Source organism: Bradyrhizobium niftali (assembly GCF_004571025.1).
Classification (GTDB): Bacteria; Pseudomonadota; Alphaproteobacteria; order Rhizobiales; family Xanthobacteraceae; genus Bradyrhizobium; species Bradyrhizobium niftali.
The window spans coordinates 193,075-217,045 of the sequence record NZ_SPQT01000009.1 but is presented as its reverse complement, the minus strand read 5'-3'; the positions used below and the strand labels follow the sequence as shown (position 1 = coordinate 217,045).

The window sequence follows — 23,971 nt, the reverse complement described above, 5'->3', positions numbered from 1 at the left end:
TGCAAAGGGTTGTAATTGACCGCATTTAGGACTAGCTCCTGCCGATCAATCAGGCAGATCAAGAGATATGCAAGAGACGGCTGCGCCCAAGGTCAGCTTCGTGTCGCTCGGGTGTCCCAAGGCATTGGTGGACTCCGAGCGCATCATCACGCGCCTGCGCGCCGAGGGCTACGAGCTCGCCCGCAAGCATGACGGGGCCGACATCGTCATCGTCAACACCTGTGGCTTCCTCGACAGCGCCAAGCAGGAATCGCTCTCGGCGATCGGCGAGGCCATGGCCGAGAACGGCAAGGTGATCGTCACCGGCTGCATGGGCGCGGAACCCGAGCAGATCGAGCAGGCCTATCCCGGCGTACTCTCCATCACCGGCCCGCAGCAATATGAGAGCGTGCTCGATGCGGTCCACCGCGCGCTGCCGCCCGCCCACAATCCGCATCTCGATCTGGTGCCGCCGCAGGGCATCAAGCTGACGCCGCGGCACTACGCCTATTTGAAGATCTCCGAGGGCTGCAACAACCGCTGCACCTTCTGCATCATCCCGAAGCTGCGCGGCGACCTGGTCTCGCGCCCGGCCAATGACGTGCTGCGCGAGGCCGAACGGCTGGTCGGCGCCGGCGTCAAGGAGCTGCTGGTGATCTCGCAGGACACCTCAGCCTATGGCGTCGATCTGAAATACGCCGAGAGCCCGTGGAAGGACCGCCAGGTCCGCGCCAAATTCCTCGACCTCGCGCGCGAGCTCGGCGAACTTGGCGCCTGGGTCCGGCTGCAATATGTCTATCCCTATCCGCATGTCGACGAGGTCATCGCGCTGATGAACGAGGGCAAGGTGCTGCCCTATCTCGACATCCCGTTCCAGCACGCAAGCCCCGAGGTGCTGAAGGCGATGAAGCGTCCGGCGGCGCAGGACAAGACGCTGGCGCGGATCAAGCGCTGGCGCGAGGAGTGCCCGGACCTGGCGCTGCGCTCGACCTTCATCGTCGGCTTCCCCGGCGAGACCGACGCGGACTTCGCCTATCTGCTCGACTGGCTGGATGAAGCCGAGATCGATCGCCTCGGCTGCTTCAAATACGAGCCGGTCGCCGGCGCGACGTCGAACGCGATCACCAATCCGGTGCCGGAAGAGGTCAAGCAGGAGCGCTACAACGCGCTGATGGCGCGCCAGCAGAAGATCTCCGCACGCAGGCTGAAGCGCAAGGTCGGCACGCGCCAGCAGATCATCATCGACGAGGTCGGCCCGACCGTCGCCAAGGGGCGGTCCAAGGCCGATGCGCCCGAGATCGACGGCGCCGTCTATTTGTCGAGCCGCCGCCCGTTGCGCATCGGCGAGATCGTCACGGCGAAGATCGAGCGCGCCGACCAATACGACCTGCACGGCAGCGTCGCGGGGTTTTGACGCACTGACGACAGCGACTTCCACTTCATCACCGTCATCCCCGCGCGAGCGCGGGGATGACGGGTCCGCTATCGCGTTTGCCGCGCTCGCGATGACGTCATGTCGCTTCTCCCGACGCCTGCCGTCCGTCATGCGCGGAAAACACCTCCTTGGCTGCGAACAGCCCGTTCACCGCCGCCGGGAAGCCCGCATAGACGGCCATCTGCATGATGGTCTCCACGATCTCGTCGCGAGACAGCCCGACGTTCAGACCCGCCTCGATATGCACCTTGAGCTGAGGCGCGGCATTTCCGAGCGCCGTCAGCGCGGCGATCGTCGCGATCTCTCGATCGCGCAGGCCGAGGCCCTCGCGGCTGTAAATGTCGCCGAAGGGAAACTCGATCACGTATCGTGCGAAATCCGGCGCGATGTCGGCGAGTGAGGCGACGACCTTTTCGCCGGCTCTGCCGTCAATGCGTGACAGGGCCCGCTGGCCGCGATCGAAGCGACTTTCGGCTTGTGGTTGGGCGTGCGTCATTTTCCTTCGTCCTCTGTTCGTCGCCGGCATAGCCGTCGATCTTGGTATCAAGGACGAGCAGGCATTCCTGGAGTTCGGCAATCTGCGTGCGAACCTGTTCCCGGTGGTTTTCCAGCATCTGCCGCCGGGCTGGCCCGGTGGCTTCGCCTTCATCACGAAGCGCCGCATAACGCAACATGTCCCGGATCGGCATTCCCGTGGTCTTGAGCCGACCGAGGAATGCGATCCATGTGAGGATCGATGCGTCAAAGTCACGCTGGCCGGAACGATCCCGGTCTGCGTATGGCAGCAGCCCGATGCGCTCATAATAACGCAACGTGTGAGTCGACAAGCCGGTTCGTTTTGCGAGGTCGCCGATCTTCATGTGTGCCCGTTCTCGTACTGACGCACGTACAGATACCCCTTCGAGCGCACTCTAAGTCAAGGGGGATCGAAGGTGCCGTTCCCGCGAGGTCAAGATGGCACGACCGCAGAAGATTTCGGCGCGCCGGCTGGGCGGCAGCATCGCGGGATACCGGACGTCAGGATGCCGCCAGCCATTTCGGCACCCAGCGTTCCGGGCGCGGGGCGCGGGCGAGATCGGCCTTCGCCTCGGACAGCAGCGCAGGCTCGCCGTCGATGATCGGGCGCAGATCGTATTCGAAGTTCGGCATGACGCGGCCGTCGGCGTAGAGCCCGAAATTCATCGCGTACCACAGCCCGAGCTCGGGCTGCGCGCGGCGCATCTCCTCGCGCAGGTCGCGCAGCAGAGATTCGATCGAAGATGCTTCCGCGAACGGCTGCGGCCCGCGGGTGAGGACGCGCGCCTGATACTGCGCGCCCGATATCGCGACCTCGAAGTTGGTCTTGTCCCAGGGCTTCTTCCCCTTCGGCAGATGCGCAGCCAGCCGCCAGCCGAGCTCGGCCATCAGGCGGTGATTGGCCCAATAGTCTTCGCGATCCCGGCTCCATTTTTCCACGAAGCCGCGAAAGTCGGGAAGCTCCGACGGTGCGTCGTCCGGCGTCATCGGCTCGCCAGCCGGCCGTCCGGCCAGCCACTGCGCGAGCTCGACCGTCTGACACTGGACCTCGTCATGCGGCAGCAGGTCGCTCCAGGCGTTGCCGAATTGCTGCGACGTCAGTTTTGCGAGCAGACCGTCAAGGCTTGGCGCCAGCAGCTCGTAGTCGCCTTCCGAACCGAGACCGACGATCGGCGGATTGTCCCGGTCGAGACCGGCACCGTACCACCCGCCGACGGCTGAGCCGTCCGGCAGCCGCATGAACAGCGAAAACCTGTCGCGCAGGGGGCTGCCGTCGACGATCGGCGCATGATCGGAGAACTGCCCTTGCAGGGAGAAGCGACCGACGCTGCCCCAGGGGCGCCCATTCAGCCAGTCGGCGAAATCGACAAGCAGGGATGGCGCTTCGATGCCCGGCGGAAATGCGCCGCGAATGCTGTCGAGGTCGATCGGGTAAGGCGTGTCGGACAAGGCTGAATACTGTCTGGTTGGTCCCGCCAGGGTTGGTCTCAACGGACCAGCGTCCGGTTCGAACCAATTCGCGTCCTTCGATCACAAACGCGCCAGAGGCTCAATGGTTTCTGCGCGGCAATCGATGAAATACAATCACAAGGCTGGTATCCGGGCCGGGCTGTGCGCGACCGGCACAGCATTGATCCTGCTTGCACTTCCCGCCGCGGCGCAATCGCCCTCACCCGCGCAGGCGCGGCAATGGTGTTTCGGCACCGACAAGGTCGGCGACGACCGGCGCCTCGCCGGCTGCTCGGCGCTGCTGCAAGCCAATCCATCCAATGCGCTCGCGCTTGCCAACCGCGGCGAGATCTTCCGGCGCAAGGGCGAAACAGAGCGGGCCCTGGCCGATCTCAACCGCGCCATCGATCTCGATCCGAAGGACGCCATCGCCTGGTACAATCGCGGCATTACCCATGACGATCTCGGCGATCGCGACCACGCCATCGCCGACTATACGAGCGCGATCCGGCTCAAGCCCAATGATCCGCTGTACTATAACAACCGCGGCAATTCTTACATCGACAAGAACGACTACGCGCAGGCGCTCGCCGACTACGGTCAGGCGATCAAGCTCGATCCGAAATTCGCGCTCGCCTATTTCAACCGCGGCACGGCCTATCGCGAGCACGGCGAGGCCGATCGCGCGCTCGCCGATCTCGACATGTCGATCAGGCTCGATCCCAATTATGGGCCGGCCTATGGCAACCGTGCGCACATCTTCCGCGACAAGGGTGATCGGACGCGGGCGTTTGCCGATTTCGGCAAGTCGCTTCAGCTCACGCCGAACAACGACCGCGACGCCTATGCGCGCGCCAACATGTATTTCGACGACCACGATTACGCGCGGGCGCTGGAGGATTACGACCGCGCCATCAAGGCCAATGCGAGTTATTCCGGCGTGTTCAACGCCCGCTGCATGACGCGCGCGATCGTCGGCCGCCTGCAGGAGGCGCTGGCCGATTGCGAGCAGTCGCTGCGGATGCGCCCGAACGATCCCAACACGCTGGACAGCCGCGCCCTCGCCCACCTCAAGCTCGGCAATCTCGACGCGGCGATTGCGGATTACGACGCAGCGCTGAGCGCAAAGCCGGAGCTCGACAGCGCGCTCTACGGCCGCGGCCTTGCGAAACGGAAAACGGGCGATGCCGACGGCGCCGAACGCGACATCGCGGCGGCCAAAGCACTCAATGCCGGCATCGCCGATGTGTTCGCCCGTTACGGCTTGGAGTAGGCCGGGAAAGCCGCGCATCCGCGCTTGACCGATGCTCGCCAGGGGTGTGTCTCGCAAAACACCGGCTTGACAAGCCCTGCCCTTCGGCTGTAGGGACGCGCCCCATGATCAACTCTCGGACCAACCGCCGCGCAGCTTTCCGTCGTCGCACCCGCGACGATGATGGGTTGCGCCATGTCCGACGACGCCGCTGAAGCACTGAATTCAGCCAGTTTTCGAGAAGGCCGCACCCGCAAAGTGCGGCCTTCTTGCTTTTTGCGTCCATTTTCAACCCGCCTCCAGAGGAGTTCGACATGACCACCGCCACTCATCCGTATGACGCGCTGATGGACATCACCGCACGGCCGAAGGCCGTGTTCGTCCGCGGCGCCGGCTCCTACCTCTGGGACGACAGCCGCAAGCGCTATCTCGATTTCGTGCAGGGCTGGGCCGTCAACTGCCTCGGCCACTCCCCGCCCGCGATCGCCGATGCGCTGGCCACGCAGGCCAAGCGGCTGCTGACGCCAAGCCCGGCCTTCTACAACGAGACCAGCCTCAAGCTCGCGCAGGCGCTGGTCGCAAACAGTGCGTTCGATCAGGTGTTCTTCGCCAACTCCGGCGCGGAAGCCAATGAGGGCGCGATCAAGCTCGCGCGCAAATACGGCAGCCTGCACAAGGGCGGCGCGTTCGAGATCATCAGCTTCGAAGGCGGCTTCCACGGCCGGACGCTGGCGACGATGTCGGCCTCGGGCAAGAAGGCGTTCGAGCCCCTGTTCGAGCCGAAGGTCGCCGGCTTCAAGAAGGCGAAGCTCAACGACATCGCCTCGGTCGAAAAGCTGATCAACGACAACACCGTCGCTGTCATGCTGGAGCCGATCCAGGGTGAATCAGGCGTGTGGCCCGCGACCGATCGGTTCCTGCAGGAGCTGCGCGCCCTCACCGAGGCGCACGGTCTGCTGCTCATTTTCGACGAGATCCAGACCGGCATGGGCCGGACCGGAAAGCTCTTCCACTACGAGCATGCCGGCATCGCGCCCGACATCATGACGCTCGGCAAGGGCATCGGCGGCGGCGTGCCGCTCGCGGCCCTGCTTGCGACCGAACGCGCCGCCTGTTTCGAGCACGGCGACCAGGGCGGCACCTTCAACGGCAACCCGATCATGTGCGCGGTGGGCCTTGCGGTGCTGGACGAGGTCGGCAAGCCGGATTTCCTGAAGGCGGTCACCGAGACCGGCCTCCTGCTCGAAAGCGAGTTGCAGAAGGTCTCGGCCCGGCACGGCCTCGGCGGCGTGCGGGGGCGCGGCCTGCTGCTGGCGCTCGACCTCAAGCTGCCGATCGCCCCCGGCATCGTTGCACAAGCGTTCGAGGCCGGCGTGCTGCTGAACGCACCGCAGGTCGACACGCTGCGCTTCATGCCGGCGCTGAATGTCACGCGGGCGGAGATCGCCGAGATGATCGACTGCCTCGACGCGATCTTGACCAAGGCCGGCGCGGCGAGACGCGTGGCGTAAGGCCACTCTCGTGCCCCGGACGCAGCGCAGCGCCCCCTTCGGCGGTGCGCTGCAGAGCCGGGGCCCATCTCGCCGCATTGTACCTTGTTGCCAATCTGGGTCCCGGCTCTGCGCTGCAACGCTTATGCGTCGCAGCTTGTCCGGGACACGGGAGCTACGGCTTCAAGATCGACGCGCCCGTGGTCTTGCGGCTCTCGAGATCGATATGCGCCTTGGCGGCGTCCTTCAGCGCGTAGGCGTGGTTGATCGGCACGTGCAGCTTGCCGTTGATGACGGCGGCGAACAGCGTGTCGGCGCCTTCCAGCAACTCCTTGCGGGTGCCGACGTAGTCGTTGAGCTTCGGCCGGGTCGCGAACAGCGAGCCGTGGTTGTTGAGCTCGGCGATCGAGAACGGCGGCACGGGGCCTGAGGCATTGCCGAACGAGACGAACATGCCGCGCGGCTTCAGGCAGGACAGCGAGCCCGGGAAGGTCGCCTTGCCGACGCCGTCATAGACGACGTCGCAGCCCTCGTTGCGGCTGATCTGCTTCACGCGCGCGACGAAGTCTTCCTCGTTGTAGAGGATGACGTGGTCGCAGCCATTGGCTTCCGCAAGCTCGGCCTTCTCGCGCGAGCCGACCGTGCCGATGACGTGGGCGCCGAGTGCCCTCGCCCACTGGCAGGCGAGCAGGCCGATGCCGCCGGCGGCGGCGTGGATCAGCACGCGATGATGCGGCTCGACCTTGAAGGTCTTGTGCAGCAGATACCAGACCGTGAGCCCCTTCAGCATCAGCACGGCGCCCTGCTCGTGGGTGATGTGGTCGGGCAGCTTGACCAGCTTCTCCCAGGGGATGTTGCGCTCGCCGGTATAGGCGCCGAGATTGTAGTAGTAAGCGACGCGGTCGCCGGGATGGAAATTCGTGACGCCCGGCCCGACCGCGATGACCTCGCCCGAGGCCTCGTTGCCGGCGATGAAAGGAAGCCCCGGCGCCTTGTAGAGGCCGGTGCGATAATAGACGTCGATGAAGTTCAGGCCCACCGCATGCTGGCGGATGCGCACCTCGCCGGGGCCGGGCGCCGGCACGTCGACGCTCTCGTAGACCAGGGCTTCCGGGCCTCCGACCTTGTGCACACGGACGGCTTTGGTCATTGCCTGACCTCCTCTCGGTCGACGCGGCGGCAAGCCAAAGACATCACGGCCACCTTGTCAACTCGACTTGGAATGGAACGGACCAAACGCGACTATTTGCTGGCTTTCCTGCGGTTGCGCTTGGCCAGCACGTTGAAGAACTCCACCGCAGCCGAGAACGCAATTGCGAAATAGATGTAGCCGCGCGGGATGTGGAATTGGAATCCATCCGCAACCAGCGCGACGCCGATCAACACCAGGAAGGCCAGCGCCAGCATTTTGGTGGTCGGATGCTCCGCGACGAATCGCGACACCGGCCCCGACGAAAGGTACATGATCAGGCAGGCGATCACGACGGCCGCGATCATGATCTCGATGTCCTGCGCCATGCCGATCGCGGTGATGATCGAGTCCAGCGAGAACACGATGTCGATGACGATGATCTGGACGATCACCCAGAAGAAAGCGTTGCGGCCGGAGGCATCGTCGCCCTCGCCGTCATCGGCCTCGACCTCGGCGTGGATCTCGTGCGTCGCCTTCGCGATCAGGAACAGGCCGCCGCCGATCAGGATGAGGTCGCGCCAGGAGAAGTCGTAACCCGCAAACGAGAACACCGGCGCGGTCAGGCCGATCAGCCAGACCAGAACGCTGAGCAGGATGATACGGAAGACCAGCGCCAGCGCGAGCCCGATCTGGCGGGCGCGGTGCGCCTGCTTCTCGGGGATACGCGAGACGATCACCGACAGGAAGATGACGTTGTCGATGCCGAGCACGATCTCGAGCGACGTCAAGGTGAGCAGCGCGGCCCAGGCTTCGGGGCTGGTGAGCAGATGCATCATGCGAAGGATCTTGCGAAGCGAATCAATGCGTCGCTGAAGCTGATCCAGAGCGCGATGGCGCACAGCGCGAGCGTCACACCGGGACCGACGCGAAAGTCCATGTCCAGCGTGTAGAGGGAGAGCACCGCCCAGATCGCGATCAGCGACATGGTCAGCCAGCGCAGCCGCACGACGCGGACCGGATGCAGCACGTGGAACGGCACGAAGGTCAGCACCACGAGTGCCGCGACCAGCAGCGTCGACCACAGCGGCGGCCAGTGCAGCAGGAACAGGTAGAACGCGGCCGCATTCCACAGCGCCGGGAAGCCGCGGAAATGATTGTCGTCGGCCTTCATGCGCAGATCGGCGAAATATAATGCGCTGGTGACGATGATGGCGACGCCGAGCAAGGGAGCCGCGATCGGCAGCAGCAGCCCGCTCGCCACGATCGCGTAGGCCGGCACGAACACATAGGTGACGAAGTCGACCACGAGATCGAGCACATCGCCCGACCAGTTCGGCTGCACGTTCTTGACGTCGAGCCGGCGCGCGATCGGACCGTCGATCGCGTCGATGATCAGCGCGACGCCCAGCCATTGAAACATCGCCGCCCAGTGCTCGCGCACGGCCTCGAGCATCGCCAGCAGCGCGATGGCCGCGCCGAAGGCGGTGAAAATGTGCACCGAGAAGGCCGCGGCGCGGATCGCCGGTTTCGGCTTCAGGGAATCCTGCTGGGTATCCATGGCTTCTGCTATCAGAATGAGACCGGTTTGCACATAAGCCATTGCGGCGCCCGGTCGCACAATTCGCCATAAAATCAGGGAAAAATAGGTGGGCTTGAATTTGCCGCGGGGCGTGTCAAATGTCGTTCCATGACAGACGCATCGACACTCTTTGACGCAGCCGTGATCGGCGGCGGACCGGCGGGCCTTAGCGCGGCCGTCGCGCTTGCGCAGGCGGGTGCACGGACCGCACTGGTGGCGCGCCGCGTGCCCTATGCCGACAATCGCACCACCGCGCTGCTCGGTGCCTCGATCGAGCTCCTGGAGAGCCTCGACATCTGGCCGCGCTGCAAGGACAAGGCGGCCGCGCTCGAAGTCATGCGCCTCGTCGACGACACCGGCCGGCTGTTCCGGGCGCCGGAGGTCCGCTTCTCCTGTCACGAGATCGCGCTCGACGCCTTCGGCTACAACATCGACAACCGCTCGCTGATGCTGGCGCTGGAGGCGCGCGCGGCCGAGCTGCCCGGGGTCGTCCGTTTCGACGACGAGGCCGAAAGCATCGTCGTCGAAGCCGACGATGTCGCGATCCGCACGGCCTCCGCGCAATTCCTCACGGCCCGGCTCGTGGTCGGCGCCGACGGCCGGCATTCGCTGTGCCGGGAGGCCGCCGGCATCGAGGTGACGCGGCGCGAGCTGACGCAGACGGCGCTCACCTTCAACGTCGGCCATGCGCGGCCGCATCGCAATGTCTCGACCGAGTTCCACACGCCGCACGGGCCCTGCGTGTTCGTGCCCCTGCCCGGCAACCGCTCCAGCATCGTCTGGGTCGCAGCTCCGGCGGAAGCCGAGCGGCTCCGCGGCTTAAGCGACGAGGAGCTGTCCGCCGCGATCGAGAAGCAGTCGCACTCCATTTTGGGACGCATGATTGTCGAGCCCGGGCGCAACCTGTTCCCGCTGGCGATCGAACGTCCCAAATCGTTCGGCCGCGACCGTATCGCACTGGTCGGCGAGGCCGCCCATGTCGTTCCCCCGATCGGCGCCCAGGGCCTCAACCTTGGCCTGCGCGATGCCGCCGATATTGCCAGGCTCGCGGGCGAAGCCATCTCATCAGGCCAGGACCCCGGCGCAGCCGACGTGCTCCAGCGCTACGACCGGGCGCGGCGCCCGGACATCCTGAGCCGGACCTTCGCGATCGACATCGCCAACCGCTCCTTGCTCAACGATTTCCTGCCGCTCCAGCCGGTCCGCGCCGTCGGCATGCACCTGCTCGGCGCCATCGGCCCGCTCCGGCGCTTCGCCATGCGGGAGGGGTTGACGCCGACCTGGCGAAGGTAACGCCTCTCACGGAAACGCCAGCCGGCCGGTCTGGATCGCCCACATCACGCTGGTCAGAGTGACCACGGATGCAAAGGTCCCGAGCAGCACCGCGACGGAGGCAGATTCGATCCAGGCCCCGTTCTGCCGGGCGATCACGAACACGTTCAGCGCCGGCGGCAGCGAGGCCATTAGCACGGCGGTCGCGGCCCAAGGCTGCGCGAACGGGCCGAACGCCAGCATCAGGCCGAACGCTGCGAGCGGATGGATCAGGAGCTTCACCACGATCACGCCCGGCACCTCCCACGGCACCCGGTCGAACGGGCGGAGCGCCACGGTCACGCCGAGCACGAACAGCGCGGTCGGGGCGGCGGCGTTCTGGAGGAAGGTGATGGTGCGGTCGAGCGCGACCGGCAGCTCGATATGCAGCGCTGCCACCGCCGCGCCAAAACAGGCCGACATGATCAGCGGGTTGAGCACGATCTGCTTCAGCACCACGCCGAAGGCGTGCACGATCGAGGGATGATCGCGGTCGGAGAGTTCGATCAGGAGCGGCACGATCGTGAACAGGAAGATGCTGTCGCAGCAGAAGATCAGCGCGGTCGGCGCCGACGCCTTCGTCCCGAGCACGGCGAGCGCCAGCCCCGGCCCCATATAGCCGATATTGCCGTAACCGCCGGAGAGCCCTGCCAGCGTCGCCTCGCGCAGCGTCAGGCGGCCGAGAACCTTGCCGACGACCAGCGCCAGCGCGAACGCCGTAACCGTCGACAGCGTGGTCGCCACCAGGAACGGCGGGTTGTTCAGCTCCGCAAACGGGGTCTTCGACATGATCGCGAACAGCAGCGCCGGCAGCGACACGTAGAGCAGGAAAAAGTTCATCCAGGCCAGGCCCGTTTCCGGCAGCGCCTTGACCTTGCCGCAGGCAAATCCGACGAAGATCAAGCCGAAATAAGGTAATGCCAGATTGAGGATATCGGCCATTTCTAAGGTTTTTTCTGAAGACTTGAGGGCTATCCGCCCCCTAGGCGAGCATTAATTCCAGGTGAGGCCACTAGCATCGGCCACAATCCTGGTCTATCGACGGTGAATGATTAAAGCGCGGACCGCGAAATTCCAGATCGGACAGGTCGTTCGCCACCGGATCTTCTCGTTCCGGGGCGTGATTTTCGACATCGATCCGGAATTCAACAACACCGAGGAGTGGTGGCTGTCGATCCCCGAGGAGGTGCGGCCCCACAAGGATCAGCCGTTCTACCATCTGCTCGCGGAGAACGCGGAATCGGAATACGTCGCCTATGTGTCCGAGCAGAATCTGTTGCCCGACGAGTCGGGCGAGCCGATCCGGCACTCGCAGGTCGCCGAGATCTTCATCAAGGACAAGGGCGGCGGCTATCGTCCGCGCAATCCGTCGCTGAACTGAGTCGAGCCGCCGGCATGCGGCCAATAAAAAAGGCGCTCGACGTGAGCGCCTTTTTCATGTCGGGGATCTGGTCCCGATTATTTCTGGCCGGCCGGAGCCGCACCGGGCGCAGCGCCGCTCTGCTCGAGCTTCTTGCGCTGCTCGTCGGCCTTCTTCTGAAGCTCTTCCTGGAGCTTCTTCTGGGTCTCCTCGAACACCTTCGGATCGGTCGGCGGACCGTCATAGGCCTTCTGGAATTCGCCGGCGAGCGGCAGCGGCAGGGTCAGCGGCGCGCCGTTGGCGTTGATCGCCTGGACGACGAGATTCTGGCCCTTCTTCATGTTGGCGATGAGCTCGGGCGTGGCCTCGTAGTCCGACATGCAGCCGTTCTGGAAGCAGATCACGTACGGGCTCTGCAGCGGCGCGTTGCTGTCCACGATGATGCGGGTGCCGTGCACGAGCTGCATGCCGAGCGGCAGCGTCACGCGCAGGATCTTCTTCGGTTCGCCTTCCGGCTCGATGATCACGGCGGCGATGACCGGCTGGCCCGACTCGATGCGACCGTCCTTGCCGGTGAAGCAGACCTGCTTGGCGTTGGCGTCCTGGCCCTTGAGGCAGAACTTGGTCCAGGGGGCGTAGATCAGCTGGATCTGCTGATCGGCCGGCTGGGCTGCGCCCTGCTGCGGGGCGCCCGGCGCCGGGGCCTGCTGGGCCTGCGGCGACGCCGCCGGCGCGGGAGCCTTGGGGGCAGCCTTCGGCGGAGCGGCCTTCGGGGCCGGAGCTGCCGCCTTGGGCGCGCCGGGGGCCGGCGTCGGGGTCTGGGCCTCGGCGGCAAACGGGACGGCCAACACCGTCGCCGTCAACAAGGCGAGAAGTCGCCCGCGCGGCCGGACGGACGCGGCCAAGTAACGTAAATTCATTGCGGAAAACCCTTTCTGAACGGGAAGTGCCCGAACCGCTCCGAAGCGCCGAACCTGGCCGCCTTGGGCGCGGCTCTCTCCCCGTCAATTGAGGCGGATAAGTGACGGGCTCGACGCTCTTGCGCGATTGCCCGCCTTCTTAACGTGGCCGACGAAAAGATCAATGCCGACAACCGTCTTTGGCCGCCCTGGCGCCAGCGCCCCACCAAATTCCCTGTGATAGGATTCAGGTCCGCCGGTCCTCGAATCAACGTGTGCCGATGTTCATGTTCCAGCGCCTGCTCGAGGGCCCCGGCATCCGCCATTGCATCATCCTCGCCTCGGTCCTCGTTATGGTCCTCGCCGCCGGGCTGCCGGCAAGCGCGCGGGCCGAGGAGGCCCATGCCATCGCCATGCATGGCAAGCCGGCGATGCCCGCCGGTTTCACCCACATGCCCTACGCCAATCCCGATGCCCCCAAAGGCGGCCGGCTGACCTGGGGCATGCTCGGCACCTTCGACAGCCTCAATCCCTTCATCGTGAAGGGACTGGCCGTGCAGCAGATGCGCAGCTACGTGGTGGAAAGCCTGCTTGCGCGCGGCCAGGATGAACCGTTCACGCTCTATGGCCTGCTCGCCAAATCGGTCGAGACCGACGATGCGCGGAGCTATGTCACGTTCCGCCTCGATCCGCGCGCCCGCTTCTCCGACGGCAAGCCGGTACTCGCCGAGGACGTGCTGTTCTCCTGGCAGCTTTTGCGCGACCACGGCCGCCCGAACCTTCGGCAGTACTATGCCAAGGTTGCCAGGGCCGAGGCGCCCGATCCCCTCACCGTCCGCTTCGACCTAGCCGGCGCCAATGACCGGGAACTGCCGCTGATCCTCGGCCTGATGCCGATCCTGCCGAAGCACGCGGTCGATGTCGCGACCTTCGAGGAGACGACGCTGACGGGGCCGGTCGGCTCGGGCCCGTATCGGGTCGCCGCGGTGAAGCCCGGCGCCAGCGTGACGCTCATGCGCAATCCCGACTATTGGGGCCGCGACCTCGCCGTCAATCGCGGCCTGTACAATTTCGACGAGATCAGGCTCGACTATTTCCGTGAGGCCAACGGCCAGTTCGAGGCCTTCAAGCGTGGCCTCTACGATTTCCGCGTCGAGAACGAGCCGCTGCGCTGGCACGACGGCTACGATTTTCCGGCCGTCAGAAGCGGCGAGGTGATCCGCGACACGGTCAAGCCCGGCGTGCCGCAGCCCTCGGAATTCCTGGTCTTCAACACCCGCCGTGCGATGTTCGCCGACATCCGCGTGCGCCAGGCACTGACGCTGCTGTTCGATTTCGAGCTGGTCAACCGCAACTACTTCTTCTCGCTCTATTCCCGCGTCGCCGGCTATTTCGCCGGCTCGGAGCTGTCGACCTATGGCAAGCCGGCCGACGCGCGCGAGCGCGAGCTGCTCAAGCCGTTCGCCGCACAAATTCCACCCGATGTCATGGACGGCACCTACCGCCTGCCGGTGACCGACGGCTCCGGGCGCGACCGGACCACGCTGCGCGCCGCGCTGAAACTGTTGTCGGACGCCGGCTACGATCTCGACGGCACCGTCCTGCGCAACCGCACGACCAGGGTGCCCTTCACGTTCGAGATCCTGGTCACGACCCGCGACCAGGAACGCATCGCGCTCGCCTTCCAGCGCGACCTCAAGCGTGCCGGCATCGAGCCGAGGGTACGGTCGGTCGATCCCGTGCAATTCGACCAGCGCCGGCTCGCTTACGAGTTCGACATGATCCAGAACCGCTGGGACCAGTCGCTGTCGCCCGGCAACGAGCAGTATTTCTATTGGGGCAGCGCTGCCGCCGACAATCCCGGCACCCGCAACTACATGGGCGCCAGGGATCCGGCTGTCGATGCCATGATCGGCGCCCTGCTGGAGGCCCGTGAACATACGGCCTTCGTCTCGGCGGTGCGCGCGCTCGACCGCGCCCTGATCGCGGGCTTCTACACAATCCCCCTGTTTAACGTATCCGAGCAATGGATCGCGCGCTGGAATCGGATAGAACGGCCGAAGGCCATCGCGCTGTCCGGCTACCTGCCGGAGACCTGGTGGTCGAAGGGTGAGCCCAGTCAAGCGAAGTGACGCCGTGAACCAGCCAGCCGTATCGCCGACGCTCGACACGCTGTTCCAGCGCACGCTGATGCGGCAGCCGCACGCGACCGCCCTGCTCGACCCCCTCAACAAGGCGCGCGTGACCGGGCACCAGCCGCGGCGGATGAGCTATGCCGAGGCCGATACCGCCATCGAGGCGCTGTCGGCCTATTTCGTCGAATCGGGCCTGCCGGCCAATTCCGTCATCGCAATCCAGCTGCCTGCTACGGTCGAGTTCGTGCTGACCGTGCTCGCCGCCCATCGCGCCGGCCTCGTCGTCGCCGTGCTGCCGCTGCTGTGGCGCCACGCGGAACTGACCGCAGCGCTCAACCGCACCGCGGCGCGTGCCATCGTCACCATGAGCAAGGTCGACGGCGTCAGCTACGCCGACCTCGCGATGCACGCTGCGGCCGAGGCGTTCTCGATCCGCCATGTCTGCGGCTTCGGCACCGACCTGCCCGAGGGCATGGCCTCGCTCGACGAGGTGCTGGCCCGCCCGCCCGGCACCACGCGTGCCGTGATCCAGGACGGCCGCAAGGCGGCGATGATCTCCTTCGACGTCACGGCGGAAGGTTTTCGCCCGGTGCCGCGGCCGCATTTCAGCCTGATCGCCGGTGGCCTCGCGATGTCGCTGGAGGCCGATATCAAGCAGGGCGCGACCGTGATGGCGGCGTTCACGCCGATGTCGTTCGCCGGCCTCGCCTCCTCGCTCGCGGTGTGGCTGCTCTCGGGCGGTGCGCTGGCGCTGCATCATCCCTTCGAGAACGACGTGCTGGAGCAGCAGATCAACGAGCATGAATGCGAGGTGCTGATCGCGCCCGCGCAGCTCGCGCTGCGGCTCGGCGATTCCGACCTGGCGGCGCGGATGCCGACCTTGCGCAACGTCATCGGCCTGTGGCGCGCGCCGGAGCAGGTGGCGGCAAGCGATGCCTGGATCGCGCCGCATGCGCCGCTGACCGACGTCTATCTGTTCGGCGAGGCCGGATTGTTCGGCGCCCGCCGCGGCGAGGACGGCATGCCTGTTGCGGTGATGCCGGGGCCGCACGGCGCCCCGCGCGAACAGTCCGGTTCATCCATCGCCGGCGAGATCCTGCTGACACCGAAGGGCACGCTCGGCCTGCGCGGGGCGATGGTGCCGATCGGGGCCTACGCCCCGCCGCAGCCGGTCGGCGAGACGCTGATCGCGCAGCCGCCGCGCGACTATGTCGACACCGGCTATGCGGCGCGGCTCGATCGTCCAAGCGGTGCGATCTGCATCACCGCGCCGCCCTCCGGCATCATGGCCGTCGGCGGCTACCGCTTCCTCTCCAACGACCTCCAGGAATGGGCGCGCCGGCTCGGCCAGGGCGCCCTGCTCACCGCGCTGCCCGACCGCCTCTCCGGTCACCGGTTGGCGGGCCGGGCCCAGGACAACGCCCGCGCCCGCGAGGCGCTCAACGAACTCGGGCTTAACCCCCTGATGGTCGAGGCTTTTCGCGACCGCTCCGGGGCGGCCTAGGCGTATTTTCAACCCACCGTTGACGCTGCATTAAGGCGGCCAAACTAGATTGCGCAGCATCTGTCGCGTGATCCGAGTTTGCGATGTCCCAGGCGGGCCCGATCCTCTTTGTTTCCAATGCCGAGCGCCCCGCCTTCGTTGCGGCGCTGGACGAGGCCCGTCTCTTTCCCGTGGTCGACACCGACTGGGCCAGCGCGGCGCGCGCGGTCGAGCAGGTGCAGCCGGCCGCGGTTCTGGCCGCAATGAACAGTGGGTATGAGCCGTATCTGGCGCTGCTCGCCAGGAAGATCGCCGACCAGTCGCCGTACCTTCCCTTCGTGGCCCTGGATGCGGCGGGCGCGCTGCCGCACAACGCCCTGCCCTTCTCCTCGCGCGGCAATCCCGACCGCCTGAGCGCGCGGCTCCGCGCCGCGCTGCGCGTCCGCACCCTTCACGCCACCGTGCTGCGCCGGCTGCCGGAGGTGAAGGTCGCGCTGCCGCAGAGCGATCCGTCGCGCGATGCCACCGTGCTCCTGATCGGCCGCGGCGCGGCCTATCCCGCACTGTCCGTCGCTCTCGGCGAACGCGTCGGCGTCATCGGCGCGCTCTCGATCGAGGCCGCGGCCAAGCATCTCAACACCCGCGACATCGACGGCGTCGTGCTCGCCGAAGGCTTTACCGCGCGCGTCACCGACGCCTTCCTCACGGTGCTGGCCGAGGACACCCGCTTCCGCAGCCTGCCCGTGATCGTCACCGCGCACCAGCTCGTTCAGACCTACGACCTGCCCAATCTCGAGCTCATCCCGGGCGAGCCGGCGAAAGTCGCCGCCAACGCGCTGCCGCTGATCCGCCAGCACGCGCTGGAAGCGCAACTGAGCCGCACGCTGCGCTCGATCGATGCCGGCGGCTGGCTCGATCCGCGCAGCGGCCTGCTCACGACGGAAGCCTTTGCCCGCGACTTCTCCAAGGCTGTCGAGCAGACGCTTGCTCGCGGCGGCGGCCTGTCGGTGGCGCGCTTCGCCTTCGATCCCTCAAATCCCCGCGCCCAGCTCGATGCCGCACGCATCCTGAGCCGCCTGATGCGGCAGATGGACTTCGGCACAGCGCAGAAGGACGGCTCGGTCATCGTCGTCTTCGCCGAGACCGACTTCCGCACCGCCCACATGATCGCTCGCCGCCTCTCCGCGGTGATGCGGCACACCTCCAACGGCAAGCACGAGATGCGCAGCGATCCCGTGGTCAGCGTGGACTCGCTGTCGTCGTCGGATACGGCAAGGTCGTTGCTGGCGCGGCTGTCCGCCGACGCCTCGCGCGCGGCGTCGTAGTCAACCGCCAGCGTTCCCGGATCTGTTGCTTGTCTTGACGTCCGCCGCCGGGCCTCGGCGGCTCAGCTCATCATGAGCTTGATCTGGCCGTCCTCAAAGGCTCCCATCGCGAGAGCGTCGCGAGCCATCTTTTCGACCGCCGGCCAATTGGCGAGAAGGTATTTTTGCGCCTGCGCCTTGGTTGGGAGCGTGGTTTGCAAAATACAGGTCTGCCGCGCGTTCCCGTTCGCGATCTGAAAGGACACGGCCTGGGGACCCTCTTTGAGCTCTTGCTCGGAGGGCTTGGGAAATTTGCGCATGCGGCTCCTTCTCGGGGCTCAGCGAACGGTGACCCCGAACGCTTGATCGGCGCGGGTCATCCCGGCCGCGATCTTCCCGGCTTTCGCCAGGCGCTTCGACTCTCCGCCGGGCTGCGTGTTACGGACCGCCTCAGCCAGCATCTCGCGAAGCTCAGCCTTGGTCTTGGGTGCTTGCCGTGTCGTCGACTTCTGCCAATTTGCCATGCCCCTTATATGGGGACGATCGAGCTAAATGCCACTCTTCGCGTTCGTGCTGGCCGATAGAGCGGGAGTAGCCAGGAGAAAGCCGACAGAATCGTGCAGGAGCTCGTAGGCACGGTCGACGATATCGTCCAGCGATATGGTCTTGGCGAACATGCGCTGCGCCTCAGCCAGCAACTGCTCGCGGGTCGGCATGCTGGACAGGCGCAAGTCGGCACGGTGCTGCAACAGACTGAGCGCGTCCCGGACCGACAATTCGGTCTCGTGGATCGACGTTCTGATCGCGAGCGCGATGTGTTCCGGATCAAAGCGAGCGGCGAGCTGCTCGGCCGCTTGCTTGACCACGCGTGATCCCAACCGATGCTCGTTGCGCAGAACCTGCCTGGGCGGCAACTTCAGATCCCGGACAATCCCGAGCCAGGACAAGGCCACCAGGACGTAATAGGTCAGATCGACCTCATACCAGTAGAACCCTTGCCGGGCGCTGGCCTGGTAGGCGTGATGATTGTTGTGCCAGCCCTCGCCCATCGTCAACAGGGCGAGCAGCCAGTTGTTGCGGGAGTCGTCACCGGTCACATACCGCTTGCGTCCGTGAACATGTGCGAGGGAGTTGATGCAGAACGTGGCGTGATACAGAAGCACGGTGCTCCAGAGGAATCCGACCACGAGTCCCGACCACCCGGCAACGAGAAAGCACAGACCCGCGAGCACGGCCGCCGGCAAGAGCTCCAACCTGTGCAGCCACATCAACTCGGGATACGACGCCAGATCCGATACTTTCACGAGGTCGGTCGCATCGTGCTGCCGGTAGAAGATCCAGCCGACATGACTGTACACGAAGCCCTTGTGCCGGGGCGAGTGCACATCATGCGCCGTATCCGAGTGCAGATGATGATGGCGGTGTTTGGCGGCCCACCAAAGCACGCTTTTCTGCGCGCTGCTCTGGGCAATGAAGGCAAGGATGAATTGGAACACCCGGCTCGTCGCGTAGGCCCGATGCGAGAAGTAGCGATGGTATCCGGCGGTGATCCCAAACATGCGCAACCAATAAAGCGCGGCGCAGATCGCGATGGCCTGCCACGAGACGCCCGACCAGATCGCCGCGACGCATCCCGCATGGATCAATACAAACGGCAGGACCTGCGGATACATGACGTCGTCGTGTTCCTGATCCGGTTCCTGGCCTGAATCGATATTGATGGACACGCTCGCGACCTCAGCTGTTTCGATGGGCGGGCCAACCCGCAACCGGTGTAAAAAAACCCGCGGCCGGTAAACCAGTCGCGGGTCGAGAGAACCAGAAGCTCTGCCAGTACATCCGTGGTCAAAGCAACATAGTACCGATTGCGGCAGCTTAGGCGGCGCGCAGATTTTCCGCAGCAGACTTGCCGGTCCGGCGGTCCGCGACGATTTCGAAGGAAACCTTCTGCCCCTCGTTGAGGGTGCTCATGCCGGCGCGTTCGACTGCGCTGATATGAACGAAAACATCCTGGCCTCCCTGGTCCGGCTGAATGAAGCCGAAACCTTTTTGGCCGTTAAACCACTTCACAGTTCCCGTATTCATGGGGTCGTCCTTTAACATAGATAAGTCTTGGAACCGCGCTCAAGAGCGCAGTCAGCGAATTCGAGATCTGGAGGGAGGGTCGTCAGTCAGGCACGCTTATCAGCGGCGAGGCCAAGTCGTTCGGCCGAAACTCGATGCAGCCAATATGGCCGTTGTTCGGGCATTCCACAAGGGGCCATATGTCGCTGTTTTCGGACCCAAATGTTCCGCGGACGGCCGCGCGAGCGCTCCACCCGTGTGGCAGACGCTCGGTGGCGGCTTGCGCGCTGCGGCGTTAGAGCCAAACCTTGTCAGCTTCGGAACTTACGGTTTGTAGCGGAGCGCGCCGATGAATGCAGCCAATGCGGGCGGCGTCTGACGCCGGCTGGGATGATAGAGGTAATAGCCGGGGAAGGTCGGGCACCATCTCTCCAGAATTCGCTTGAGCCGCCCGGCCCGGACGTCCGCCGCCACCTCATCCGCGTAGACATAGGCAATGCCTTGCCCCGCGAGGGCGGCCTCGCGAGTCAGATCGGCGTTGTTGAACACGAGCGGCCCCTCGACGCGCACCTGGAACGGCCGCCCCTTTTCCTCGAAGTCCCAGGCGTAAAGCCCACCCGACCTGACATGCCGGTAGTTGATGCAACGATGGCCGGCGAGTTCGCGGGGCGTCCTGGGCACTGGATGGTCGGCGAAATACGAGGGCGCACCGACCACGGCCATCCGGATGTCCGGCCCGATGCGGACCGCGATCATGTCCTTCTCGACGATGTCGCCGAAACGGATGCCGGCGTCGATGCGGTCCGCGACGATGTCGGTCAGATTGTCATCGACGATCATGTCCACCCGGATATCGGGATGGGCCGCGAGGAAGCGCGGCAAGACCGGCATCACCACGGACGAGACCGCGTGCTTGGTTGCCGTAACGCGGACGGTGCCGGACGGCTTGCCGCGCAGAGCGCCGACTGCATTTACGCCTGAGGAGATCTCGTCCAGCGCGGGACGCAGCGAACGCAGCAGCGTCTCGCCCGCTTCGGTCGTCGATACCGAGCGCGTGGTCCGCGACAGCAGCCGCACCCCGAGCCGTTCCTCCAGGCTCTTCATGGCGTGGCTCAATGCCGGCTGGGACATGCCGAGCTCGGCCGCCGCGCGCGTGAAACTGCCCTGCTCCGCGACCGCCGCAAAGGCGGCGAGGTCATAAAGATCGTCCCGTTTCATTCATGCACCGCATGCATAAGCTTAAGTGGATTATAGCGTCTAATCGGAATCGACAACCAGCGTTATCTGGCTGTCTGCGGGCCCTGGCCTCTGGTCTGCTCGATAGTCCGTAGGAGCAAATTCATGAAGCTTATAGTGAACAACCGAGAGGTCACGATCGATGCCGATCCTGCGATGCCCCTGCTCTGGGCGCTGCGCGACCTCATCGGGCTGACCGGCACCAAGTTCGGCTGTGGCGCCGCCCAATGCGGCGCCTGCACGGTGCACATGGATGGCGAAGCCATTCGTTCCTGCATCACGCCAGTCTCCGACGCCGCGGGCAAGAAGCTCACCACCATCGAAGCCGCGACCGACGGCACCGACCGCGTCGGTGCCGCCGTGCATGCAGCCTGGATCAAGCACGACGTGGCGCAGTGCGGCTACTGCCAGAGCGGCCAGATCATGAGCGCCATTGCCTTGCTCAAATCGCTGCCGAGCGGCCAGCAACCCACCGCAGACAGCATCGACGCGGCCATGGCCGGCAACATCTGCCGCTGCGGCACCTATGTCCGCATCCGCGCCGCCGTGGCCGACGCCGCGCGCACGCTCGCCTGAAGGAGCCGCCATGCTGCCCAACATCGACTACAGTGAACTGCCGCGCGCGCTCCAGCACATGCTGGAACGGGGGCAGACCGTGAAGACGCTGCCGCGCCGCAGCTTCCTGAAACTCGCCGGCGCCACCGGGCTGGCGCTCGGCGCCTTTCCGCACATCGCGTTGGCCGATCCGGCCGCCGGTGGCAAGGCCGCCAGCAGTCTCAAGCCGACGCAGCAGCCGTCAGCCTTCGTCCAGATCGCCGGCAACGGCGAAGTCACCGTGACCATCAACCGACTGGAATTCGGACAGGGCGTCCACACCGCGTTGCCGATGATCCTGGCGGAGGAGCTCGACGCCGACTGGAGCCTGGTGCGCAGCCGGCACGGCACCAACGATGCAGCCTATGTCGATCCGCTGTTCGGCATCCATCTCACTGGCGGCTCGCATTCGATCAAGAACAGTTTTTCGCAGTATCGCGAGCTCGGCGCACGCGCACGGGCCATGTTGCTCGGCGCGGCCGCGGCGCGCTGGAAGGTCGACGTAGCCACGCTGCGCACGCAGGCCGGTACGGTGCTCGGTCCCGGCGGCCGCAAGCTCGGTTACGGCGAACTGGCCGAAGCCGCCATGGCGCAGCCGGTGCCCGAGAAGGTTACGCTGAAGGATCCGAAGGATTTCCGCATCATCGGCCGCCCCACGCCGCGCCTGGATGCGCAGGCCAAGAGCAGCGGGCGACAGGATTTCGGCATCGATGCTCGCCTGCCCGGTCAGTTGACCGCCGTCGTGGCGCGTCCGCCGGTGTTCGGGGCGCGCCTTGCCGCAATGGACGACAGCGCGGCACGCGCGATCAAGGGCGTCAGGGCCGTGCTGCGCGTGCCGCTGGATGGCGGCGCCGAAGGCGTCGCGGTGGTGGCCGACGGATACTGGCAGGCCACGCAGGGCCGCGACGCGTTGAAGCTGACTTGGGACACCGCCAAGGTGGAGAAGGTCGACAGCGAACGACAACTCGTCCAGTACCGCGAACTGGCCGGACGTCCCGGCCCGCGCAAGTTCGACGCCGACATGGCGCCGCTCGCCACAGCCCCCCAGCAACTGGAAGCCGAGTTTGTATTCCCCTACCTCGCCCACGCGGCGATGGAGCCGTTGAACTGCACCGTTGCCCTCACCGAGGGCCGCGCCGAGCTGTGGGTCGGCAGCCAGTGCGCCGGATTGGATGCCGGTGCGGCGGCGCGTGTGCTGAACCTCAAGCCCGAGCAGGTGACGGTCCATGTGCAGATGGCCGGCGGCGGCTTCGGCCGACGTTTCTCCAGCACGAGCGACACCGTGGTCGAGGCCTGCGAGATCGCGAAGGCCGCGCGTGCCGCCGGGCTGAACGCACCGGTGCGCACGCTGTGGAGCCGAGAGGACGACATGCGGGGCGGCTTCTACCGTCCCATGCATCTGCACCGCGCCCGCGTCGGCTTCGACGAGCGCGGCAACGTTCTGGCCTGGGATCACGTCATCGTCGGCCAGTCCATCACCACGGGCTCCGTGTTCGAACAGTTCCAGGTCAAGAACGGCATCGACGGCACGGCCACCGAAGGCATGCGGGATCCCTACCCGCTGCCGATGCGACTGACCGTGCACCATCCCAAGCTCAACGTGCCGGTGCTGTGGTGGCGCAGCGTGGGCTCCACCCACACCGCCTTCGTGATGGAGACCCTGCTCGACGAAATCGCTCGCACGACGCAGCAGGATCCGGTTGCCTATCGGATGCGCATGTTCGGTGACAAGCATCTGCGCCACAGGGACGCGCTGCAACTGGCGGTGGACAAGAGCGGCTATGGCAAGACGCGCCTACCCGAGGGCCGAGCCTGGGGCGTGGCCGTGCACGAGTCCTTCGATTCCGTGGTGGCCTATGTGGTGGAAGCCTCGGTGAAAGACGGCCGGCCGATGCTGCACCGCGTGACGGCAGGCGTGCATTGCAATCTGGCGGTAAACCCGCGCACCGTGGAGGCCCAGGTGCAGGGCGCGGCGGTCACCGGCCTGTCGATGTGCCTGCCGGGTTCGGCCATCACGCTCAAGGACGGTGTCGTCGAGCAGAGCAACTTTGACGGCTACACCGTCGCGCGCATTACCGACATGCCCGAGTTCAACGTCCACATCGTGCCCAGCGCCGAGCCGCCCACGGGTATCGGCGAGCCCGGCCTGCCGCCTCTGGCACCGGCTTTCGCCAATGCCATCGCTCGACTGACCGGCAAGCCGCTGCGTCAGTTGCCGTTCAAACTGGCCTGACCAGGTGGCAAACGGCTCGATGAATTTACCGAAGATCCACTTCATCAATGGATAGAGAGCTGACGTCATGACACCAGACGCGAACAAGGGAGTGATGATCCGTTTCACGGAATTCATCAACACCGCTAGCGAGACTCTGGCCGCAGAGCTCATTTCTCCGGATGCGATCTTCCATGTCCCCGGGCGCAGCGAGCCGATGCGAGGCCCTGCGGGCTACCTCGCGATCATCCAGATGATGCGGGGAGGTTTCCCGGATATTCAATGGACGCTCGAGGAGATGGTCGCCGAAGGTGACAAGGTGGCTGCTCGCTTCACCATGCGAGGCACGCACCTTGGCACCTTCTTCGGCACCCCATCGACCGGGAAGACAATCGCGGTCCAGGCGCTGAACATCTATCGCCTGTCTGACGGGCAGATCATCGAGGAGACGGGGCAACCCGATCTGCTCGGATTACTTCAGCAGATTGGCGCGGTCCCTGGAAATTAGCGGCTGACCGGAAAGCCGCTGCGTCAGCTGCCC

At 65.6% G+C, this 23,971-nt stretch carries 24 protein-coding genes; 11 read left to right on the top strand and 13 right to left on the bottom strand.

Going from position 1 to position 23,971, the window contains the following annotated elements:
* Positions 1–67 precede the first annotated feature (67 nt).
* Positions 68–1,393 (top strand): 30S ribosomal protein S12 methylthiotransferase RimO, encoded by a 1,326-nt coding sequence (gene rimO / locus E4K65_RS18420; RefSeq protein ID WP_135175371.1) that lies wholly within the window; start codon positions 68–70, stop codon positions 1,391–1,393.
* A 97-nt stretch (positions 1,394–1,490) separates the two neighbouring features.
* On the opposite strand, the gene E4K65_RS18415 is transcribed toward rimO, so the two are convergent.
* From E4K65_RS18415 to E4K65_RS18405, 3 genes are all read right to left on the bottom strand, one after another.
* On the bottom strand, positions 1,491–1,910 hold the full coding sequence (locus E4K65_RS18415) for a carboxymuconolactone decarboxylase family protein (protein WP_135175370.1): 420 nt from the start codon (positions 1,908–1,910) through the stop codon (positions 1,491–1,493).
* Positions 1,843–2,274: a MerR family transcriptional regulator gene (locus tag E4K65_RS18410; protein ID WP_135175369.1), complete on the bottom strand. Its 432-nt coding sequence runs from the start codon at positions 2,272–2,274 to the stop codon at positions 1,843–1,845. Before E4K65_RS18410 ends, E4K65_RS18415 begins: the two co-directional genes overlap by 68 nt.
* A gap of 157 nt (positions 2,275–2,431) precedes the next feature.
* Complete coding sequence (locus tag E4K65_RS18405) at positions 2,432–3,379, bottom strand: hypothetical protein (RefSeq protein WP_027542864.1); 948 nt, start codon at positions 3,377–3,379, stop codon at positions 2,432–2,434.
* A gap of 124 nt (positions 3,380–3,503) precedes the next feature.
* Here E4K65_RS18405 and E4K65_RS18400 point away from each other — a divergent pair, with 124 nt between their 5' ends.
* Both E4K65_RS18400 and E4K65_RS18395 read left to right on the top strand, forming a co-directional pair.
* A complete protein-coding gene (locus E4K65_RS18400; RefSeq protein ID WP_235885668.1) occupies positions 3,504–4,652 on the top strand; it encodes a tetratricopeptide repeat protein in 1,149 nt (382 codons plus the stop codon).
* A gap of 293 nt (positions 4,653–4,945) precedes the next feature.
* Positions 4,946–6,142, top strand: coding sequence for an acetylornithine transaminase (locus E4K65_RS18395; protein WP_135175367.1), 1,197 nt, complete (start codon positions 4,946–4,948; stop codon positions 6,140–6,142).
* Positions 6,143–6,296: 154 nt separating this feature from the next.
* On the opposite strand, the gene E4K65_RS18390 is transcribed toward E4K65_RS18395, so the two are convergent.
* The 3 genes from E4K65_RS18390 to pcsA form a co-directional block, all read right to left on the bottom strand.
* Positions 6,297–7,271, bottom strand: a complete 975-nt coding sequence (locus E4K65_RS18390; RefSeq protein ID WP_135175366.1) for a quinone oxidoreductase family protein — start codon at positions 7,269–7,271, stop codon at positions 6,297–6,299.
* Between the two features lie 92 nt (positions 7,272–7,363).
* Positions 7,364–8,089: a TerC family protein gene (locus E4K65_RS18385; RefSeq protein WP_135175365.1), complete on the bottom strand. Its 726-nt coding sequence runs from the start codon at positions 8,087–8,089 to the stop codon at positions 7,364–7,366.
* Positions 8,086–8,853, bottom strand: coding sequence for a phosphatidylcholine synthase (gene pcsA, locus E4K65_RS18380; protein ID WP_167770917.1), 768 nt, complete (start codon positions 8,851–8,853; stop codon positions 8,086–8,088). The genes E4K65_RS18385 and pcsA overlap by 4 nt, the downstream gene beginning before the upstream one ends.
* A gap of 87 nt (positions 8,854–8,940) precedes the next feature.
* Between pcsA and E4K65_RS18375 the strand changes: the two genes are divergently transcribed.
* Positions 8,941–10,125, top strand: coding sequence for a UbiH/UbiF family hydroxylase (locus tag E4K65_RS18375; protein WP_135175364.1), 1,185 nt, complete (start codon positions 8,941–8,943; stop codon positions 10,123–10,125).
* 6 nt (positions 10,126–10,131) lie between these two features.
* Here E4K65_RS18375 and E4K65_RS18370 read toward each other — a convergent pair whose 3' ends face one another.
* Positions 10,132–11,085, bottom strand: coding sequence for an AEC family transporter (locus E4K65_RS18370; RefSeq protein WP_135175363.1), 954 nt, complete (start codon positions 11,083–11,085; stop codon positions 10,132–10,134).
* A 106-nt stretch (positions 11,086–11,191) separates the two neighbouring features.
* Between E4K65_RS18370 and hspQ the strand changes: the two genes are divergently transcribed.
* Positions 11,192–11,524, top strand: coding sequence for a heat shock protein HspQ (hspQ, locus tag E4K65_RS18365; protein ID WP_011087359.1), 333 nt, complete (start codon positions 11,192–11,194; stop codon positions 11,522–11,524).
* A 77-nt stretch (positions 11,525–11,601) separates the two neighbouring features.
* Here hspQ and E4K65_RS18360 read toward each other — a convergent pair whose 3' ends face one another.
* The gene (locus E4K65_RS18360) at positions 11,602–12,423 is read right to left on the bottom strand and encodes an invasion associated locus B family protein (RefSeq protein WP_135175362.1); all 822 of its coding nucleotides are present in this window, start codon (positions 12,421–12,423) and stop codon (positions 11,602–11,604) included.
* A 260-nt stretch (positions 12,424–12,683) separates the two neighbouring features.
* Between E4K65_RS18360 and E4K65_RS18355 the strand changes: the two genes are divergently transcribed.
* The 3 genes from E4K65_RS18355 (at position 12,684) to E4K65_RS18345 (ending at position 17,345) form a co-directional block, all read left to right on the top strand.
* On the top strand, positions 12,684–14,534 hold the full coding sequence (locus tag E4K65_RS18355; RefSeq protein WP_167770931.1) for an extracellular solute-binding protein: 1,851 nt from the start codon (positions 12,684–12,686) through the stop codon (positions 14,532–14,534).
* 4 nt (positions 14,535–14,538) lie between these two features.
* On the top strand, positions 14,539–16,041 hold the full coding sequence (locus E4K65_RS18350; protein ID WP_135175360.1) for a class I adenylate-forming enzyme family protein: 1,503 nt from the start codon (positions 14,539–14,541) through the stop codon (positions 16,039–16,041).
* A gap of 83 nt (positions 16,042–16,124) precedes the next feature.
* Positions 16,125–17,345: a GGDEF domain-containing protein gene (locus E4K65_RS18345; protein WP_135175359.1), complete on the top strand. Its 1,221-nt coding sequence runs from the start codon at positions 16,125–16,127 to the stop codon at positions 17,343–17,345.
* 62 nt (positions 17,346–17,407) lie between these two features.
* Here the strand turns inward: E4K65_RS18345 and E4K65_RS18340 are convergent, their stop codons facing one another.
* From E4K65_RS18340 to E4K65_RS18320, 5 genes are all read right to left on the bottom strand, one after another.
* The gene (locus E4K65_RS18340; RefSeq protein ID WP_135175358.1) at positions 17,408–17,644 is read right to left on the bottom strand and encodes a hypothetical protein; all 237 of its coding nucleotides are present in this window, start codon (positions 17,642–17,644) and stop codon (positions 17,408–17,410) included.
* Positions 17,645–17,662: 18 nt separating this feature from the next.
* Positions 17,663–17,848: a hypothetical protein gene (locus tag E4K65_RS18335; protein WP_135175357.1), complete on the bottom strand. Its 186-nt coding sequence runs from the start codon at positions 17,846–17,848 to the stop codon at positions 17,663–17,665.
* Positions 17,849–17,872: 24 nt separating this feature from the next.
* On the bottom strand, positions 17,873–18,997 hold the full coding sequence (locus tag E4K65_RS18330) for an acyl-CoA desaturase (protein WP_167770930.1): 1,125 nt from the start codon (positions 18,995–18,997) through the stop codon (positions 17,873–17,875).
* A gap of 202 nt (positions 18,998–19,199) precedes the next feature.
* Positions 19,200–19,409, bottom strand: a complete 210-nt coding sequence (locus E4K65_RS18325; protein WP_027542880.1) for a cold-shock protein — start codon at positions 19,407–19,409, stop codon at positions 19,200–19,202.
* A gap of 303 nt (positions 19,410–19,712) precedes the next feature.
* Positions 19,713–20,606 (bottom strand): LysR family transcriptional regulator, encoded by an 894-nt coding sequence (locus tag E4K65_RS18320; RefSeq protein WP_092181638.1) that lies wholly within the window; start codon positions 20,604–20,606, stop codon positions 19,713–19,715.
* A 123-nt stretch (positions 20,607–20,729) separates the two neighbouring features.
* Here E4K65_RS18320 and E4K65_RS18315 point away from each other — a divergent pair, with 123 nt between their 5' ends.
* The 3 genes from E4K65_RS18315 to E4K65_RS18305 all read left to right on the top strand — a co-directional run bounded on the left by E4K65_RS18315 (position 20,730) and on the right by E4K65_RS18305 (position 23,938).
* On the top strand, positions 20,730–21,200 hold the full coding sequence (locus tag E4K65_RS18315; RefSeq protein WP_135175355.1) for a (2Fe-2S)-binding protein: 471 nt from the start codon (positions 20,730–20,732) through the stop codon (positions 21,198–21,200).
* Positions 21,201–21,210: 10 nt separating this feature from the next.
* Complete coding sequence (locus tag E4K65_RS18310) at positions 21,211–23,451, top strand: xanthine dehydrogenase family protein molybdopterin-binding subunit (RefSeq protein ID WP_135175354.1); 2,241 nt, start codon at positions 21,211–21,213, stop codon at positions 23,449–23,451.
* 67 nt (positions 23,452–23,518) lie between these two features.
* Entirely contained in the window at positions 23,519–23,938 is a 420-nt protein-coding gene (locus E4K65_RS18305; protein ID WP_135175353.1) for an ester cyclase, read from the top strand.
* Positions 23,939–23,971 lie beyond the last annotated feature (33 nt).